A 17,278-nucleotide genomic window follows, 5' to 3' on the forward strand; every position below is an offset into this window, starting at 1 on the left:
GGTCACATGTTCGGGTAGTTCGGGCCGCCGCCGCCTTCCGGCGTCACCCAGACGATGTTCTGGGTCGGGTCCTTGATGTCGCAGGTCTTGCAGTGCACGCAGTTCTGGGCGTTGATCTGCAGGCGGTCCTGGCCATCGTCGTTCTTGACGAACTCGTACACGCCGGCCGGGCAGTAGCGCTGTTCCGGGCCCGCGTACTTGGCCAGGTTGACGTCCACCGGGATGGCCGCGTTCTTCAGCGTCAGGTGGATCGGCTGGTCTTCGGCGTGGTTGGTGTTCGAGATGAACACCGAGGACAGGCGGTCGAAGGTCAGCTTGCCGTCCGGTTTCGGATACGCGATCGGCTTGAATTGCGATGCAGGCTTCAGGCATTCATGGTCGGCGTGCTGATGGTGCAGCGTCCACGGCGCCTTGCCGCGGAAGACCATCTGGTCGATGCCGGTCATGATGGTGCCGATGTACAGGCCCTTGCTCATCCACGGCTTGAAGTTGCGCGCGACGTGCAGTTCCTCGTGCAGCCAGCTCTTCTCGAACGCGGCCGGGTAAGAGGCCAGCTCGTCGTGCTGGCGGCCTTCGCCCAGCGCGGCAAAGGCGCTTTCCGCGGCCAGCATGCCGGTCTTGATCGCGGCGTGGCTGCCCTTGATGCGGCTGGTGTTCAGGAAGCCGGCGTCGCAGCCGATCAGCGCGCCGCCCGGGAACACCGTCTTCGGCAGGGATTGCAGGCCGCCCGCGGTGATGGCGCGCGCGCCGTACGAGATGCGCTTGCCGCCTTCGAAATAGTGGCGGATCGCCGGGTGCGTCTTGTAACGCTGGAATTCCTCGTAGGGCGACAGGTAGGGGTTCTGGTAGGCCAGGCCCACCACGAAGCCGACCGCCACCTGGTTGTTTTCCAGGTGGTACAGGAAGGAGCCGCCGTAGGTGTCGTTGTCGAGCGGCCAGCCGGCGGTGTGGATCACCAGGCCCGGCTTGTGCTTGGCGGGATCGATCTCCCACAGCTCCTTGATGCCGATGCCGTAGGTCTGCGGGTCCTTGCCCTTGTTGAGGTCATACTTCGCCATCAGCTGCTTGCCGAGGTGGCCGCGCGAGCCTTCCGCGAACAGGGTGTACTTGGCATGCAGCTCCATGCCGAGCTGGAAGTCCGCGCCCGGCTCGCCGTCGCGCTTGACGCCCATGTTGCCGGTGGCGACACCCTTGACCGAGCCGTCCTCGTTGTACAGCACTTCGGCGGCCGGGAAGCCTGGGAAGATCTCGACGCCCAGCGCTTCCGCCTGTTGTCCCAGCCAGCGCGTCACATTGGCCAGCGAGATCACGTAGTTGCCGTGGTTGGTCAGCATCTTCGGGACCATGAAGTTCGGCGTCTTGATCGCTTTGGTCTCGGTGAGGAACAGCACCTGGTCCTCGGTCACCGCAGTGTTCAGCGGCGCGCCTTTTTCCTTCCAGTCCGGGATCAGCTCGTTCAGGGCGATCGGGTCCATGACCGCGCCGGACAGGATGTGCGCACCCAGTTCGCCGCCTTTCTCGAGCACGCAGACCGAGACCTCTTGTCCCTTTTCTGCCGCCAGCTGCTTGAGGCGGATCGCCGCCGACAGGCCCGCCGGGCCGCCGCCGACGATGACCACGTCGTACTCCATGGCTTCGCGCGGTCCGTATTGTTCAAGGATGTTGGTTGGCTCAGTCATATGATTATTCTAATAAGAGTGAAAAATTTAAGCACGAGTGTGCACTTTTTTACTGTCGATTGCAACGTTGGGCGCCATTTTACGGACATTATTAGATGCGGCAATCTAATACTGATGATTTGTGTAATCATGATGGCTTCGCAATGGACAAAGAAGGGGAGCCGCGTGGGCATCGAAGTCAATTACGAAGGAAAAATCGCCATGGTCACCGGCGCCTCGAGCGGCCTTGGCGCGCGTTTCGCCAAGGCGCTGGCCGGGGCTGGCGCGCAGGTCGTGCTGGCCTCGCGGCGCGTGGAGCGGCTCAAGGAGCTGCGCGCCGAGATCGAGGCCGACGGCGGCGCCGCCCACGTGGTGCGCCTGGACGTGACCGACCTGGCCAGCATCAAGTCGGCCATCGCGCACGCCGAGACCGAGGCCGGCCCGATCGACATCCTGGTCAACAATTCGGGCGTGTCGAGTACCCAGCGCCTGTTGGACGTCACCGAAGAAGACTACAACTACATCATGGACACCAACCTGCGCGGCGCCTTTTTTGTCGCGCAGCAGACCGCCAAGCGCATGATCCAGCGCGCCAAGGGCGACCCGCGCAAGCAGCACCGCATCGTCAACATTGCTTCGGTCGCGGGCCTGCGCGTGCTGCCGCAGATCGGCGTGTACTGCATGAGCAAGGCCGGCGTGGTGCAGATGACCAAGGCGATGGCGGTGGAGTGGGGCCGCTACGGCATCAACGTCAATGCCATCTGCCCCGGTTACATCTCGACCGAAATGAACGAGGATTACTTCGACACCGAACAGGGCCGCAAGCTGATCGACATGCTGCCCCGCAAGCGCACCGGCCGGCCGGAAGACCTCGACGGGCTCCTGCTGCTGCTGGCGGCGGACGAGGCCCACTTCATCAATGGCGCCGTCATCACGGCCGACGACGGCATGACGGCGCAGTAATCAAGAACGAGCAACAAAGGAAGCAATGAGCAACAAGCAGTTCGTGCATACCATGAGGATCCCCATCCGTTGGGGCGACATGGATGCGATGGGTCACGTCAATAACACCGTTTATTTCCGCTACATCGAATCGGCCCGCATCGCGTGGCTGGAGCAGGCCGGCGCGCTGGCCGACCCCGCCGCATCGACCGAGGGCCCGGTCATCGTCAACGCCCACTGCAGTTTCCTCAAGCAGCTGACCTATCCGGGCGAGATCGAAGTCAGGACCTATGTCGGCCCGCCGGGCCGCTCGAGCATCGAGGTGACGCACGAGATCCGGCTGGTCGGTTCGGATGGACAGGCCGGCGCGCTGCATGCCGAAGGCGGCGCCAAGCTCGTGTGGATCGACTTCAAGGCCGAGAAGTCCCGGCCGTTGCCGGAACGCCTGCGGGCGCTGTTGCCTGGCGCATGAGTGCCGCTACCGTTCGCTTCGACGAAGGGCTGCTGGCGATCGAGGACATCGTCGCCATCGCGCATGGTTTGGCGCAACCGGTGCTGTCCGGCGATCCGGCTTTTCGCGCCAGGATCGCGCGCGGCGCCGACTTCCTCGACCGTCTGCTGCGCGAGGAGGGCGTCATCTATGGCGTGACCACCGGCTACGGCGACTCATGCACCGTTGCGGTGCCGCTGCACCTGGTCCCCGAGCTGCCGCGCCAGCTCTACACGTATCACGGCTGCGGCCTGGGCGCGTATCTCGATGCCGGGCAGACCCGCGCCGTCATGGCAGCGCGGCTGGCTTCGCTGTGCAAGGGCTATTCAGGCGTGAGTATCGGGCTGCTGGAGCAGATCGTGCGCTTGTTCGAAGCCGGCCTTGTGCCCCTGATCCCGAGCGAGGGATCGGTTGGCGCCAGCGGCGACCTGACGCCTCTGTCCTACCTGGCGGCGGTGCTGTGCGGCGAGCGCGAAGTGCTGCGCGACGGCGTGCAGCTGCCGGCCGGGGAGGCCCTGCGCGCGGCCGGCATCGCGCCGCTGCGCCTGCGCCCTAAAGAGGGCCTGGCGCTCATGAACGGCACCGCCGTCATGACGGGTCTGGCCTGCCTGGCCTGGGACCGCGCCGCCTACCTGGCCCGGCTGGCGACGCGCATCACCGCAATGGCCTCGTTCGCGCTGGACGGGAACGCCCACCACTTCGACGAGACGCTGTTCTCGGTCAAGCCGCATGCGGGCATGCAGCAGGTGGCAAGCTGGCTGCGCGCGGATCTTGGCTACACCGGACAGGGGGAGCGCAACGGCAAGCGCCTGCAGGACCGCTACTCGATCCGTTGCGCGCCGCATGTCATCGGCGTGCTTGCCGATGCGCTGCCCTTTTTCCGCGCTACGATCGAGAACGAGCTGAACAGCGCCAACGACAATCCCATCATCGACCCTGAGGGCGAGCGTGTGCTGCACGGCGGGCATTTCTACGGCGGCCACATCGCGTTCGCCATGGACGGCATGAAGAATGCGGTGGCCAACCTGGCGGACTTGATGGATCGCCAGCTGGCGCTGCTGGTCGATACCCGCTACAACGCGGGCCTGCCGGCCAACCTGTCGGGCATGCAGGGAGAGCGCGCGGCGATTTCGCACGGGCTGAAGGCGCTGCAGATCAGCGTATCGGCGTGGACGGCGGAGGCGCTCAAGCTGACCATGCCAGCCTCGGTGTTCTCGCGCTCGACCGAATGCCACAACCAGGACAAGGTCAGCATGGGGACGATCGCGGCGCGCGATTGCCTGCGGGTGCTGGAGCTGGTGGAGCAGGTCGCGGCAGGGATGCTGATCGCGGTGAGTCAAGGAATATGGCTGCGCACCCGCGGCGGGGAGGCCCATGCCGTACCTCGGGCCCTGGCCGCGATGGCGGAGGGTGTCGGGTGCGTGAGTGCACCGATGATCGAGGATCGGCGGCTGGATCAGGAGCTGCTGCTGCTGCTGGACCGGATACGCGCGAAGGACTGGCCCCTCGACACCTGATCCGATACGACGAGGGCTGCGCCCCCTTCTGCGAGCTGCTGCTTAAATAGGGCCGTGAGCATGCCCTTCCATGGCATGTCGATCTGCAGGAGGAAGCGATGTTCGAAAAGCTTGGCCAGCCCAATTGGGACGCCATGTTTGCAGTCAATACCCCACTCGTCGAACTGGCCGTACGCGCCACGGTGCTGTACGCGGTCATCCTGGTCCTGATGCGCTTGATGCCGCGCCGTACCGGGGGAGAACTGGCGGCTATCGACCTGATTTTCCTGCTCTTGATCGCGGGAGCGGCGTCGAACGCATTCGGCGCCTACGAATCGGTGACGGAAGGGCTGATCCTGATCGCCGTGCTGGTGCTATGGGATTACGCCCTGAACGCGGCGAGCTACCGCTTCCGTTTCATCGAACGCCTGGTGTCGGCGCCGCCGATCCCGGTGGTCCGCGATGGAGAACTCTTGAGGCGCAACATGCGGCGCGAATTCCTCACCGAGGACGAACTGATGAGTTCCCTGCGGCAGCAGGAAATCACCAGCCTGGACGAGGTCAAGTTGGCCTATATCGAAGGCGACGGCGCCATCACGGTGCGGCGTTCACGGAAGTAGCGGCTCAGCGCGCCCCGACCAGCTTGTGCACCAGCTCCGACGAGGTCGATGCGGCGAACTTGCGCATCAGGCTGGCGCGGTGCATCTCCACCGTGCGCGGGCTCAGGTCAGTATCGCGCGCGATCATCTTGCTGGTCTTGCCTTCCACCAGCAGCGCCGCGATCTCCCGTTCGCGCGGGGTCAGCTCGGCCGACACCGGCCGTTTTTCGCTCACGTCCTCGAAGGTCCAGACGCCGGCGCCCAGCGGCTGGCCCGGGTCGAGCGCGCTCCCGGTGACGTGGCACCAGAACAGCTCGCCGCTGGCGCGGCGCATGATGCGCTCGTCGGAATAGCGCCCCTTGGCGTTCATGATCGGCACGATGCGGTCGCCCGTGCGCAGGAATTCGTCCATCGTGGGGTAGAGCACGCTGAAGGACTTGCCGTTCAGGTCTCCCTCGGCGTAGCCGAACATGCTTGCCAAGGCCCGGTTGCAGGACTGGATCACGCGATCGGCCGAGACGCACATGCCCACCGGCGCGTGCTGGAAGATCATCTCGTAATCGATGGCGCTGGATGGGGTCACTTGAGGTGGATCGACTGCTCGGTTCATGGACGGGGCCGCCCGTATTTCTACGGTATTGTTATTCAGTACAGCGTATTTTATGCTGAGTCTCAAGGGCACCCCGAAAAACCTGCTGCGCGTTGCATTTGCGATCTGCGATGCTCGTCGTACTGCCGTACGACTGCGCTTCTCGATCGCAACTGCTGCCGCTCGCGACGGTTTTTCGAGGTGCCCTCTACTCTGTAGTACAGAAGAGCTTTTCGCTTAACCTATAAAAGGGACGGGTATGAACAAAGTGTATCCTGATGCGAAGTCGGCGCTCGCCGGCATCGTAGCAAGCGGCCAGACCATCGCCGTGGGCGGCTTCGGCCTGTGCGGCATTCCAGAGGCGCTGATCGCGGCGCTGCGCGATTCCGGCGTCAAGAATCTGACGGCCATTTCGAACAATGCGGGCGTGGACGGCTTCGGCCTGGGCCAGCTGCTGGAAACCCGCCAGATCAAGAAGATGATCTCCTCCTACGTCGGCGAAAACAAGGAATTCGCACGCCAGTTCCTGGCCGGCGAACTCGAACTCGAATTCACCCCGCAGGGCACGCTGGCCGAGAAGCTGCGCGCCGGCGGCGCCGGCATCCCGGCCTTCTACACCAAGACCGGCTACGGTACCATCGTCGCCGAAGGCAAGGAAACCCGCGAATTCGACGGCGAGCACTACGTGATGGAACGTTCGCTGCTGCCGGACGTCTCGCTGGTGAAAGCATGGAAGGCCGACAAGGCCGGCAACCTCCTGTACCGCAAGACCGCGCGCAACTTCAACCCGAACGTGGCCACCGCGGGCAAGATCTGCATCGTCGAAGTCGAAGAGCTGGTCGAGATCGGCGAGATCGATCCGGACCAGGTGCACACCCCGAGCATCTTCGTGCACCGCATCGTCCACAACCCGACGCCGGAAAAGCGCATCGAACAGCGCACCGTGCGCGCGAACTAACGTATTAAGCAGACTCGGAGACAGAACATGGCTTGGACTCGTGATGAAATGGCCGCGCGCGCGGCGAAGGAACTGCAGGACGGTTTCTATGTGAACCTGGGCATCGGCCTGCCGACCCTGGTAGCGAACTACGTACCCAACGATATCGAAGTTTTCCTGCAGTCGGAAAACGGCCTGCTGGGCATCGGCCCCTTCCCGACGGAAGAAGAAGTGGACGCCGACCTGATCAACGCCGGCAAGCAGACCGTCACGGCGCTGCCGGGCTCCGCTTATTTCAGCTCGGCCGACTCCTTCGGCATGATCCGCGGCGGCAAGATCAACCTGGCGATCCTGGGTGCGATGCAGGTGTCCGAGCGCGGTGACCTCGCCAACTGGATGATCCCGGGCAAAATGGTGAAGGGCATGGGCGGCGCGATGGACCTGGTGGCCGGCGTCAAGCGCGTGGTCGTGGTGATGGAACACCTCGCCACCGCCAAGGACGGCTCGACCAGCCACAAGATCCTGCCGAAGTGCGACCTGCCGCTGACCGGCGTCGGCGTGGTGGACCGCATCATCACCGACCTGGGCGTGATGGACGTGACCGATACCGGCCTCAAGCTGGTGGAACTGGCGCCGGGCGTCACCAAGGAGCAGGTGCTGTCGGCAACCGGCTGCGAGCTGGACGTCTCGGCGGTCTGACAGAACAAGCGCGGGGGCGGCATTGTCGGCCCCGCGCTCGTGCAAGCAGGCAGGCCCGCAGTCGACTGCGGGCCTTTTTATTTCAGCTCGTCCAGGCGCTTGCGCAGCCGCTGCGCATGCCCTTCGTTTGCGGGTGACTTCAACAGTTCGGTCAGCGCCAGGCGCTCGGCCGTGCGCAGCGCGTCCTCCGCAGCGACCTTCACGTCCGGCACCACGCCGGTGCCTTCCCAGTTGGTCTTGCTGATCGGGTTGATCGCCCGGCCGGCGGGGATGAAGGCCGCCATGTGCTGGTGGACACGGTGCACGCCGCCCGGATGCGCGCCGCCGCCGGTGGTTTCGCCGACGATCACGCCGCGGCGTAACTGCTGCAGGTTGTAGCTGAATTCCTCGGCGCCCGAGAAAGTGTTCTTGCTGGTCAGGACGTAGATCTTCTTGGTGCCGCCGAACTTCCTCCCGGGTGCATCCTCCTCGGTCCAGAACGCCTCCGTACGGTCGCCCTCACGCCAGTACATGTTATTCAGGTGGGTACGCTTGTCGAACAGGTAGCTGGACATGAAGGCGACCGCGTGGGGATCGCCACCGCCGTTGTGGCACAGGTCGACGATGAGCGCGTCGGTGTCCGCCACCAGGTTCATCATTGCGCTCAGCGCGGGTTTGGAGGCCGAGGCCTGCGGGAAGCTGCGCAGGTCGATATAACCGATGTTGCCGGGCAGGGTCTCCACCTTGCGGATGTCGTAATTGCGCGACTTCAGGAACTCACCGAACTGGCGCTCCTGCTCGGGCGTCGGTCCCCGCGCGTTGTCACCGGTGTCGGGAGGAATGGGCGTCGTCCGGTAGCGCACGCCGAGGTGCTTGTCCCCGGTCGGCTGGCGCAGGTCCTCGGTAAGCATCTCCGCGAAGGCCGCGAGATCCTTGGCAGTGCGGTAGGCGCCGCTTTGCTCGCGCGCGTTCAGGCGTTCGACGATCTGCCTGGCCTTGTCTGGGAAGACGTAGATGTCGCTGACCTTGGCGCCGAGTTCGGCGATCACGGCCTTGCGGGTGGCGTCGTCGACCTCGGCCCTGGCATCGCAGGCGAGGGAAGCTAGTATGAAGGGTACGAGCAGCACGGTACGAATCGGGTTCATGTGGATCCTATGGGTAAAGGAAACGTCGGGAGTCGTGAACTAATTTTGCTATCTTAAAGTAATATTTTTACCCTATGGTAGCAATGGTGCTTCGTCTCGGCAAATCGATGCGCATAAACTGGCAAGCTGCGTGGCGTGGGCGCGGTATACGGAAAACGGGCAGCTTGCGCCGCCCGCCACCATGCAAGCCCGCTGCGCGTGCGCCGGGGCTGCTTTCTATTCCGGCGTCCAGACGTACTGGACGCCCACCCATGCGCGCACCGGCTTGCCCTCAAGCGTCGCCGGCTTGAACCTGCATTTGGCCAGTCCCGCACGCGCCGCCTCGTCGAGGCTGGCATAGCCGCTCGATTTCTGGACTTTCGACTCCACGACCCACCCGTCGGCGCCGATGAGGAATTGCATCGTGACCGTGCCGGCGTTCTTCAGTCGCGCATCTTCCTCGGGATAGACCGGCCTGCTGCAGGTGCTGGTGTCCACAAGGGGGCGCGGAGCCGGCGTCGCGCCGTCCGGGGCGGCGTGCGCCAGGCCGATCGATGCGGCCGCTGCCACAAGCAAGACGGACGAAAAGCTGCGACGCTGCGTGTGCCGAACCAGGCTGACAAAACGGTTGATGCCGGTCATGCGTTCTCCTCTATCGGTCGGCGTGTCACGCCGGGGATGGGCGGGCGTCCCCGCGAGTCCTCCAAGCGTAACACGCGCATTACCGGTTTACTCCAGCGTCCAGACGTACTGCACCGCGGTCCAGGCCTCGACCGGTTTGCCCTTGGCAGTGGCCGGCTTGAACGTGCACTTGGTCAGTGCGGTATGCGCGGCCTCGTCGAGCGCTACATGGCCGGACGATTTGGCGACCTTCGATTCCTTTACCTTGCCGTTCTTGCCGATCAGGAAGCCGAGGGTGACGGTGCCGGTATGCTGCAGCTTGATCGATTCGGCCGGGTAGTGTGGCCTCTTGCAGGTGCCGAAGTTGGCTACGGCCTCGCTATCCTTCTTGACCGGCGTCGTGGGCGCCGCATGGGCAAAGCTTGCGGCGCCGATGACCAGTCCCAGTACGGGAATGGCCGCCTTCCAGTTCAAGGCCTGCGTGTCGGGACGAACCAATCGTTTGATGCGTGACATAAGATCTCCTCCGTTGGCCGCCTGGGCCAGGTGGTGGGTTGAGAACTGGAGTTTTTCCAGTTCGGATAGGGCCAGGGCCAGGCGCCGCGGTTCGCCCAGTATCCTTGCCGCGTGATCGTCGGCGATCTGTTCCCGCTCCACTCGGATGCGGCTTGAAATCCACCAGACCGCCGGGTGGTAGAAGAGCAGGGTCTCGACCAGGTTCTGGCCGAGGTTGACGAGGTAGTCGTGGCGCTTGACGTGGGCCAGTTCATGGGCCAGCAGCGCTTCCAGCAGTTGGGCAGGCATGCCGGACACCAGCGAGGCCGGCACCAGCACGACCGGACGCCACCAGCCGGCGGTAATCGGGCTGCCGAGGCGTTCGACCACGCGCAGGCGTACGGCCCGGTCGATGCCGAACTGGGCGGCCATGCGCTCGATGCGCGCCTGCCACGCCGGGTCGGTGCGCTCGTGCGTGGCGGCGCGCTCGATCCACAGCAGCCCGGCCACCATGCGCAGGGCCATCGTCAGGGCGCACACGGCCCAGGTGCCCACGATCCAGGTCAGCTGGTCGGCCAGCAGGGCGCCCCACCCCTCGTCGACGGGCGAGCCGGCGATCAAGCCTGCGGCAAACAGCACCATCGCATCGCCGCCACCGCCGCCGCCGCCCTGCAGGCGCAGCGCCAGCTCAAGAGCGGGCCAGGCCAGGCACAGGAACAGGCCGGTGCAGGCGACCAGGTAGCGCGATTCGGGGCGCCTGTTGCGCAGCAGGGTCAGCAGGGTGGCGGTGGCGCAGCCGATCAGCGCGCCCTGCCACAGGAAGTGGACCAGGGTCCAGCCGACGCTGGCGACGAGGTCGGCGGCGTTCATTTCTTCACCCCGGCCTTGTCCTCCGGCTTGTCTTCACGCAGCAGTTCCTCGATCTCTTCCCGTTCCTTCTTCGAGATGCCGGTCTTCAGCGCGGCCAGCACCAGGGCCTTGGCCGAGCCGGCGAAGGCGCGCTGCATCAGGTCCTTCAGCAGGTTGCTCTCGACCGAGTCCTGGGCGTGGGCCGGGGCGTAGACGTGCGAGCGTTCGCTCTCGTCGCGCACCAGCAGGCCCTTGCCGTGCATGATTTGCATCAGGCGCAGCACGGTTGCGTAGGTGACATCGGGCTTGGTCTTCTGCATTTCCTGGTGCACCTGCTTGGCGGTGCCGGAGGCCATCGGCCACAGCACCTGCAGCAGTTCGAGTTCGGCCGGGGTCGGCTTGGGGGTATCGGGCTTGCGTGGCATGAGCGTCCTCATTGGTTTGGTAGAATCTAGAATAGTGTGTCTAGACACCGGTGTCTACTGTTTTCGAGTGCCGTGCGTGCTTTATGCGCAGAGCATAAGAGCCCTGAACGAAGACGAAAAAAAAACCGCATCCGGAGATGCGGTTCTTTGGGACGAGCCGGGCGGAATCAGGCGGCGGCGCGCACGGGTTCCAGGTCCTTGTCGCCTTCGACCGGCACGCGGCCGTGCAGGACGTCGTCCATGCGCTGGACGTCGAGTTCCTTTTCCCACTTCGATACCACCACCGTGGCCACGCCGTTGCCGACGAAGTTGGTCAGGGCTCGGGCTTCGCTCATGAAGCGGTCGATGCCGAGGATCAGTGCCATGCCGGCCACCGGGATGGTCGGGACCACAGCCAGCGTCGCCGCCAGGGTGATGAAGCCGGCGCCGGTGATGCCCGATGCGCCCTTCGAGGTCAGCATCGCCACCGCCAGGATGGTCAATTCCTGCATCAGGGTCAGGTCGGTGTTGGTTGCCTGGGCAACGAACAGGGCCGCCATCGTCATGTAGATGTTGGTGCCGTCCAGGTTGAACGAGTATCCGGTCGGGACCACCAGGCCGACCACCGGCTTGGAGCAGCCGAGGCGTTCGAGTTTACGCATCAGGGCCGGCAGGGCGCTTTCCGACGAGCTGGTGCCGAGCACGATCAGCAGTTCTTCCTTGATGTACTTGATGAAGCGGATGATCGAGAAGCCGGTGAACTTGGCGATAAGGCCCAGCACGCCGATCACGAACACGAAGCAGGTCAGGTAGAAGGAGCCCATCAGCTTGGCCAGCGGCAGCAGCGAATCGAGGCCGTACTTGCCGATGGTGAAGGCCATCGCGCCGAAGGCGCCGATCGGGGCGGCCTTCATGACGATGTTCACCACGCCGAAGATGGCGTGCGAGAAGTCGTCGATCATCTTGGTCACCGGACGGCCACGCTCGCCCAGCATCGACAGCGAGAAGCCGAACAGCAGCGCGATCAGCAGGACCTGCAGGATGTCGCCCTTGGCGAAGGCATCGACGAAGGTGGTCGGGATGATGTTCATCACGAAGTCGATGGTGCTCTGGTCCTTGGCCTTCGCGGTGTACTGGGCGATGGACGAAGCGTCGAGGTGGGCGGCGTCGACATTGAAGCCGGCGCCCGGCTTGACCCAGTTGGCGACCACCAGGCCGATGGCCAGCGCGAAGGTCGAGACGACCTCGAAGTACAACAGGGCCTTGCCGCCGACGCGGCCGATTTTTTTCATGTCCTGCATGCCGGCGATGCCGGCGACGACGGTACAGAAGATCACCGGGGCGATGATCATCTTGATGAGCTTGATGAAGCCGTCTCCCAAGGGCTTCATCTTCGCGCCCAGTTCAGGGTAGAACACCCCCAGCAGCACGCCAAGCACGATGGCGAACAGCACCTGGACGTACAGGACTTTATAGAATGGCTTTTTCATGGCAACGCTTCGTAGTGAAGTTTGTGGTGTTGCCATCATCGTGGAAGTGTCACGCCCAATCTATTGTGGATATCCGCAGGCCTTATATCTTGTTGCGGATATGCTGATTGTGTATCGCGTGATATTTCCGGAGCGTGTGCTGTTGCCTCTGGCCTCAAGTTCGTCGCACCGGCGAAGGCCGGTGCCCAAGTTCACGGCCGCCTGAACACCTCCCCACCCTTCATCACAAACCCCACCTCCGCTGCTGCCGCGATGTCCCTGGTTGGATCGCCATCCGCGGCCACCACGTCCGCCAGCTTCCCCGCCTTCAGCCGTCCGAGGTCCTTCGACTTACCCAGGATCTCCGCCATCACCACTGGCGCCTGCGCGACCGATGGCGGCTGTGACAATTCGCGGATTATGCGGGCCGCCTCGATCGCTATGATGTCGGGAATACACAAGCATCGATCCCGATGCTTCAGCACCCGACTGGAATGCGCATGCACTGGAACGACTGGCCGATCGTCTGCTGGACCCTCTCCACGCTCCTGTGCCTTGCGGGCCGACGCTGGACCGACGCCTTTTGTTCCGCATGCTTCGCGGTCTACACGAGTCTTGACAGGATGCCGCCGGCTGCAGCTCCGGCGCAACTGAAGTGGGCCTTCGCCCTGGCCGGCGCGGCCGTCGTGGTGGTCCAGGTCATGAAAGAGTACAGGCGATACAGGAACAGCCTGGCCGTGCGCTGAAACCGGCGTGTCATCCAACAGGGGGGGCGCATGCGAATGAAGTTCGACCGGACGATTGCCCTGAACATCATCTGGCTTGCCGGCCTGTTCGTCGCCTGGGGTTTCGTGGCGGGACAAGCGGGCAGCCCGGTGCCCTACAACTGGACGCGGCTGGCGCGCATCGCCCATGCGCTCGAGCTGTCTTTCCTGGTGTCGCTCGTCCTGCTGATGCTGGCGCCTGCGGCCAGCATTGCGGCGAGAAGGGGCAAGCCCTGGGCAGTGGCGTATCCGGTCGTGCTGCTCCTGGGCTGCGTCGCCACCCTTGGCTTCTCCCTGTACCAGCTGGCGCACATGCCGCCCAAGCCGGTCTTCGCCAGGTCCGACCCTCCCCATCGCTGCTCCCGCTGGGGCGAGCCTGTTCCGGCGCTGGACGCGGTGGGCAGCCCGGTCCGGCGCGGAGACCTGGTGATCCTCTGGTCTTCACCGGGCGCGGAGGGCCCGGAGCCGGATACGGACAAGCAGGCGTTTCAACGCGGGGTGTGGAACGGCCGGATCGTCATGGTCACCGGCTTCGCGCGCGGAGGTGCCCTGCGGGTGCTGCCAACCGACACGGACATGGGAAGCGCCGAGCCGCATTTCTGCGTCTGGCCCGACAAGGTGGCGCGCATGCCGATGCCTTGAGGGCCTTGGGAAGATGGCTCAGTACGGCATGCCGCTCACGGCCAGCGGCAGCTGCCACAGCGCGCCTGCGCCGGTGATGTACAGGGTCTTGCCGTCCTTGCCGCCGAAGGCCGCGTTGGTGACATTGGCATCCACCCGGATCGTCGCCAGCTGCCCGCCCTGCGGCGAAAACACGCGCACCCGCTTGGCCCCATGCTCGGTCACGTACAGGTTGCCGTGGCAATCGACCGTCATGCCGTCCGCACCTTCCAGTCCGCTCACCAGGGAGCGCCCGGCCTGCGGCGCGCCTTTGACAATCGGATAGGCCACCAGCAAGCCATCGCTGGCGTTCACGTACAGGACGTCCCCGGCGGGGGACAGCGCGATCCCGTTCGGATTCGGACGGGTGCCGTCCACCAGCGTCACCTCGCCGTTCGTGCCGACGCGGTAGATGCCCGTCACCGGCTGCCCGCCGGGGGCGGCTGCCTTTTGCCAGTCCGGATCGGTAAAGTAGATCGTCCCGTCGCCCGCGATGGCGATGTCGTTGGGCGAGTTGAACACATTCCCCTTGAAACCGGCGGCCAGCCGTACGGCGTGGGCCTCCGGCGCATGGCGCACCAGCGCCTTGTCCTTGTGGCTGGCCAGCACCAGCCTGCCGGCGGAGTCCACGGCCAGGCCGTTGCTGCCGCTGTCCTCGATAGCGGTGCTTACGGTGCCGTCCTGGGCCAGCTTGCGCACGCGCGAGGGAAAGCCCTTGGCAAAGCTGAAGTCGGAGAAGTAGAGCGCATCCTTGATCCACACCGGCCCCTCGAACAGGCCGGGTTCGGAGCGCGAGGCCGTGACGGCGGCAACGCGTTCGGCCTGAAGCATGCCGGAAGGCGGAGCGCCGCAGGATGCGGCGAGGGCGTTCGTCGCCACCAGGGCGAGCGACAGGAATAACACGTTTGTGGACACAGGCATCAACCCTCCAGGTCTCCGAGCGACTGCTCGATTCCGAGCTGCACGTCGCGCAGGACGGCGCCGCCCTGTTCGGACAGGGCAATGCCCGGCACGGCCAGCTCCACCAGGCATACCAGCGCCTGGCGGAACCACTCCATGTCGGTGCCCATGAGGGGCAGGGCGTGGGCGTCGTTCAGGTAGTGGACCGCGCGCGTGAGCAGGTTCGGATCGCGTCCGGCGCGGGCGACACCGGGTGCGAAATCGACGACTTCGCGGAAGAAGCGGTCTGCCAGGGTCTCCAGGATGTCGTTCGAGACCTGGGGCTGGCCGGCGGCCAGCACCACCCGGGCCAGTTCCTGGCAGGCGTCCTGCAAGCTCTGTTCGTCGAGGCGCTCGGTCATGGTGGCCTTTACTGTGCGGCCCAGCCGCCGTCCATGTTCCAGGCCACGCCGCGCACCTGGTCGCCGGCCGGGCTGCAGAAGAACACGGCCAGCGCGCCCAGTTCCGCCGGGGTGACGAATTCGCCGGAAGGCTGCTTTTCGCTCAGCAGGGCCTTCTTGGCCGCGTCGTTCGAGAGGCCGTCGCGGGCGGCGCGGTCGTCCACCTGTTTCTGCACCAGCGGGGTCAGGACCCAGCCCGGGCAGATCGCGTTGCAGGTCACGCCGGTCGCGGCGAGTTCGAGCGCGGTCACCTTGGTGAAGCCCACCAGGCCATGCTTGGCCGCGACATAGGCCGACTTCCCGGCCGAGCCTACCAGGCCGTGCACCGAAGCCAGGTTGATGATGCGCCCCCAGTTTTTCTGCTTCATGCCGGGGATGGCCAGGCGGCTGGTATGGAAGGCCGAGGTCAGGTTGATGGCGATGATCGCATCCCACTTCTCGGCCGGGAACTCGTCCACGGTGGCCACGTGCTGGATGCCGGCGTTGTTGACCAGGATGTCGATTGCGCCGAACTTGTCGGCAGCAAAACGCATCATCGCCTCGATTTCAAGCGGCTTGCTCATGTCGGCATTGTGGTAGGCGGTCTGCACGCCGAATTCGGTGCCCACGTCCGTGTAGAGCTTCTCGATCTGCTGGGCGTCGCCGAAGCCGTTGAACACGATGTTGGCGCCCTGTTCCGCCAGCGAGCGGGCGATTCCCAGGCCGATGCCCGAGGTGGAACCGGTGACGAGTGCTGTTTTACCGTTGAGCATATTGGATTTCATTGCGTCCTCTTTCGTGGGTGAACGGGTTGCTTCCGCAGAATTGGTAGAATTCTAATGGCAATGCCAAGTAAAATGGCGTGTTGCGATGCAAAGTAACCAATATTGTCTTGACTGAGCGGGGGCGAAGGTGCAAATCGGCGAATCCAGATTGAAAAGCGTGCAGTGCAGTTCGCCCGCCGGCCTGCACCGCATGGCCTACAAGGAGTGGGGCGACCCCGCGAATCCGAAGGTGCTGGTCTGCGTGCACGGCGTCACGCGCGTGGCCGACGACTTCGATGGTCTGGCGCGGGCACTGAGCGACGAATACCGTGTGGTCTGCCCGGACGTGGTCGGCCGCGGCCGCTCCGGCCGCCTGCGCGATCCGGAGTACTACACGGTGCCGCAGTATGTTGCCGACATGGTCACGCTGATTGCGCGCGTTACCCAGGACGACACGCTCGGGGTGCACTGGTTCGGCACCTCGATGGGCGGCCTGATCGGCATGATCCTGGCCTCGCTCGAAGACAGCCCGATCCGCAAACTGGTCCTCAACGACATCGGTCCGGTGCTGGACCAGGGCGCGCTGGCCCGCATCGGCGAGTACATCGGCCAGGACATCCGCTTCCCCGACTTCGACACCGGCGCGGCCTACGTGAAAGCCGTGTCGATGTCCTTCGGCCCGCACACCGAGGAAGAATGGTTCAAGCTGGCCAGCGACGTGCTGCGCCAGGAGCCGGGCGGGCAGTGGGTGCGCCATTACGACCTCGGCCTGGCCCAGCCTTTTCGCGCCATCACGCCGGAACGCGCGGCCGGCGACGAAGCCCAGCTGTGGGCGGCCTGGGATGCGATCCGCTGCCCGACCTTGCTCGTGCGCGGCGAGCAGTCCGACCTGCTGTCGCGCGAGACGGCCCTGGAGATGTGCACGCGCGGACCGAAGCCGCGCCTGGTCGAGATCCCGGGCGTGGGCCATGCGCCCACCTTCGTGCGTGCGGACCAGATCGCGATCGCACGCGAATTTTTAGTCGGCGGAGCATGAGGCTTCCGCCACGTTTTATGAGAAAGCAGCTATGGAAATCAAACGACTCCACGTAGGCAAGCGCCTGTCCGAAACCGCCATCCACAACGGCACCGTCTACCTGGCCGGCCAGATCGCCGAAGACACCACCCAGGGCATCGAAGGCCAGATGCGCGAGGTGCTGGGCCACGTCGACCGCCTGCTGAACGAAGCCGGCAGCGACAAGTCCTGCGTGCTGATGTGCCAGATCTTCATTTCGAGCATGGAGCACTTTGCCGGCATGAACAGCGTCTGGGACGAGTGGGTGCCGCAGGGCCACACCCCGCCGCGCGCCACCGTCGAGGCCAAGCTGGCCAATCCCGCATGCCTGGTCGAGGTCTGCATCACCGCCGCACTGCGCTGAGT

At 64.8% G+C, this 17,278-nt stretch carries 21 protein-coding genes; 10 read left to right on the forward strand and 11 right to left on the reverse strand.

Annotated elements, in window-relative coordinates; translation table 11 throughout:
- Positions 1–2: 2 nt before the first annotated feature.
- Positions 3–1,679 carry an electron transfer flavoprotein-ubiquinone oxidoreductase gene (locus tag B2R83_RS14145; protein WP_292042421.1) on the reverse strand — a complete coding sequence of 559 codons (1,677 nt, stop codon included), beginning with the start codon at positions 1,677–1,679 and terminating at the stop codon, positions 3–5.
- 132 nt (positions 1,680–1,811) lie between these two features.
- On the opposite strand from B2R83_RS14145, the gene B2R83_RS14150 reads away from it, so the two are divergent.
- From B2R83_RS14150 to B2R83_RS14165, 4 genes are all read left to right on the forward strand, one after another.
- Entirely contained in the window at positions 1,812–2,621 is an 810-nt protein-coding gene (locus B2R83_RS14150; RefSeq protein WP_307189282.1) for an SDR family oxidoreductase, read from the forward strand.
- Between the two features lie 25 nt (positions 2,622–2,646).
- Positions 2,647–3,072 (forward strand): acyl-CoA thioesterase, encoded by a 426-nt coding sequence (locus B2R83_RS14155; RefSeq protein ID WP_292042429.1) that lies wholly within the window; start codon positions 2,647–2,649, stop codon positions 3,070–3,072.
- Positions 3,069–4,607 (forward strand): HAL/PAL/TAL family ammonia-lyase, encoded by a 1,539-nt coding sequence (locus B2R83_RS14160; RefSeq protein WP_292042432.1) that lies wholly within the window; start codon positions 3,069–3,071, stop codon positions 4,605–4,607. Before B2R83_RS14155 ends, B2R83_RS14160 begins: the two co-directional genes overlap by 4 nt.
- Positions 4,608–4,705: 98 nt before the next feature.
- The gene (locus tag B2R83_RS14165; RefSeq protein WP_292042435.1) at positions 4,706–5,206 is read left to right on the forward strand and encodes a DUF421 domain-containing protein; all 501 of its coding nucleotides are present in this window, start codon (positions 4,706–4,708) and stop codon (positions 5,204–5,206) included.
- Between the two features lie 4 nt (positions 5,207–5,210).
- Here the strand turns inward: B2R83_RS14165 and B2R83_RS14170 are convergent, their stop codons facing one another.
- Positions 5,211–5,795, reverse strand: coding sequence for a PAS and helix-turn-helix domain-containing protein (locus B2R83_RS14170; protein WP_292042437.1), 585 nt, complete (start codon positions 5,793–5,795; stop codon positions 5,211–5,213).
- Between the two features lie 238 nt (positions 5,796–6,033).
- Between B2R83_RS14170 and B2R83_RS14175 the strand changes: the two genes are divergently transcribed.
- On the forward strand, positions 6,034–6,732 hold the full coding sequence (locus B2R83_RS14175; protein ID WP_292042441.1) for a CoA transferase subunit A: 699 nt from the start codon (positions 6,034–6,036) through the stop codon (positions 6,730–6,732).
- 27 nt (positions 6,733–6,759) lie between these two features.
- Positions 6,760–7,410, forward strand: coding sequence for a 3-oxoacid CoA-transferase subunit B (locus tag B2R83_RS14180; protein ID WP_084416386.1), 651 nt, complete (start codon positions 6,760–6,762; stop codon positions 7,408–7,410).
- A 77-nt stretch (positions 7,411–7,487) separates the two neighbouring features.
- On the opposite strand, the gene B2R83_RS14185 is transcribed toward B2R83_RS14180, so the two are convergent.
- From B2R83_RS14185 to B2R83_RS14210, 6 genes are all read right to left on the reverse strand, one after another.
- Positions 7,488–8,534 carry a S41 family peptidase gene (locus B2R83_RS14185; protein ID WP_292042449.1) on the reverse strand — a complete coding sequence of 349 codons (1,047 nt, stop codon included), beginning with the start codon at positions 8,532–8,534 and terminating at the stop codon, positions 7,488–7,490.
- Positions 8,535–8,750: 216 nt separating this feature from the next.
- Positions 8,751–9,155, reverse strand: a complete 405-nt coding sequence (locus B2R83_RS14190) for an energy transducer TonB (protein ID WP_084416385.1) — start codon at positions 9,153–9,155, stop codon at positions 8,751–8,753.
- A gap of 87 nt (positions 9,156–9,242) precedes the next feature.
- Positions 9,243–10,499 carry a M56 family metallopeptidase gene (locus tag B2R83_RS14195; protein WP_292042452.1) on the reverse strand — a complete coding sequence of 419 codons (1,257 nt, stop codon included), beginning with the start codon at positions 10,497–10,499 and terminating at the stop codon, positions 9,243–9,245.
- Positions 10,496–10,903, reverse strand: coding sequence for a BlaI/MecI/CopY family transcriptional regulator (locus B2R83_RS14200; protein ID WP_027865379.1), 408 nt, complete (start codon positions 10,901–10,903; stop codon positions 10,496–10,498). Before B2R83_RS14200 ends, B2R83_RS14195 begins: the two co-directional genes overlap by 4 nt.
- Before the next feature lie 167 nt (positions 10,904–11,070).
- Positions 11,071–12,372 (reverse strand): dicarboxylate/amino acid:cation symporter, encoded by a 1,302-nt coding sequence (locus B2R83_RS14205; RefSeq protein ID WP_292042455.1) that lies wholly within the window; start codon positions 12,370–12,372, stop codon positions 11,071–11,073.
- Between the two features lie 191 nt (positions 12,373–12,563).
- Positions 12,564–12,812 carry a hypothetical protein gene (locus tag B2R83_RS14210; RefSeq protein WP_036214043.1) on the reverse strand — a complete coding sequence of 83 codons (249 nt, stop codon included), beginning with the start codon at positions 12,810–12,812 and terminating at the stop codon, positions 12,564–12,566.
- A 39-nt stretch (positions 12,813–12,851) separates the two neighbouring features.
- On the opposite strand from B2R83_RS14210, the gene B2R83_RS14215 reads away from it, so the two are divergent.
- Both B2R83_RS14215 and B2R83_RS14220 read left to right on the forward strand, forming a co-directional pair.
- Positions 12,852–13,097, forward strand: coding sequence for a hypothetical protein (locus B2R83_RS14215; protein WP_027865376.1), 246 nt, complete (start codon positions 12,852–12,854; stop codon positions 13,095–13,097).
- A 30-nt stretch (positions 13,098–13,127) separates the two neighbouring features.
- Positions 13,128–13,757: a hypothetical protein gene (locus tag B2R83_RS14220; protein ID WP_292042460.1), complete on the forward strand. Its 630-nt coding sequence runs from the start codon at positions 13,128–13,130 to the stop codon at positions 13,755–13,757.
- An 18-nt stretch (positions 13,758–13,775) separates the two neighbouring features.
- Here the strand turns inward: B2R83_RS14220 and B2R83_RS14225 are convergent, their stop codons facing one another.
- The 3 genes from B2R83_RS14225 to B2R83_RS14235 are packed head-to-tail and all read right to left on the reverse strand — an operon-like array spanning position 13,776 to position 15,879.
- Positions 13,776–14,696: an SMP-30/gluconolactonase/LRE family protein gene (locus tag B2R83_RS14225; protein WP_292042463.1), complete on the reverse strand. Its 921-nt coding sequence runs from the start codon at positions 14,694–14,696 to the stop codon at positions 13,776–13,778.
- Positions 14,696–15,076 carry a hypothetical protein gene (locus B2R83_RS14230; RefSeq protein ID WP_292042466.1) on the reverse strand — a complete coding sequence of 127 codons (381 nt, stop codon included), beginning with the start codon at positions 15,074–15,076 and terminating at the stop codon, positions 14,696–14,698. Before B2R83_RS14230 ends, B2R83_RS14225 begins: the two co-directional genes overlap by 1 nt.
- Before the next feature lie 8 nt (positions 15,077–15,084).
- A complete protein-coding gene (locus tag B2R83_RS14235; protein WP_292042468.1) occupies positions 15,085–15,879 on the reverse strand; it encodes a 3-hydroxybutyrate dehydrogenase in 795 nt (264 codons plus the stop codon).
- Positions 15,880–16,012: 133 nt separating this feature from the next.
- On the opposite strand from B2R83_RS14235, the gene B2R83_RS14240 reads away from it, so the two are divergent.
- Both B2R83_RS14240 and B2R83_RS14245 read left to right on the forward strand, forming a co-directional pair.
- On the forward strand, positions 16,013–16,894 hold the full coding sequence (locus B2R83_RS14240; protein ID WP_292042744.1) for an alpha/beta fold hydrolase: 882 nt from the start codon (positions 16,013–16,015) through the stop codon (positions 16,892–16,894).
- Between the two features lie 31 nt (positions 16,895–16,925).
- Positions 16,926–17,276 (forward strand): RidA family protein, encoded by a 351-nt coding sequence (locus B2R83_RS14245; protein WP_036206866.1) that lies wholly within the window; start codon positions 16,926–16,928, stop codon positions 17,274–17,276.
- Positions 17,277–17,278: the final 2 nt, after the last annotated feature.

The organism is Massilia sp. UBA6681 (assembly GCF_002454935.1).
Taxonomy (GTDB): Bacteria; Pseudomonadota; Gammaproteobacteria; order Burkholderiales; family Burkholderiaceae_D; genus Telluria; species Telluria varians.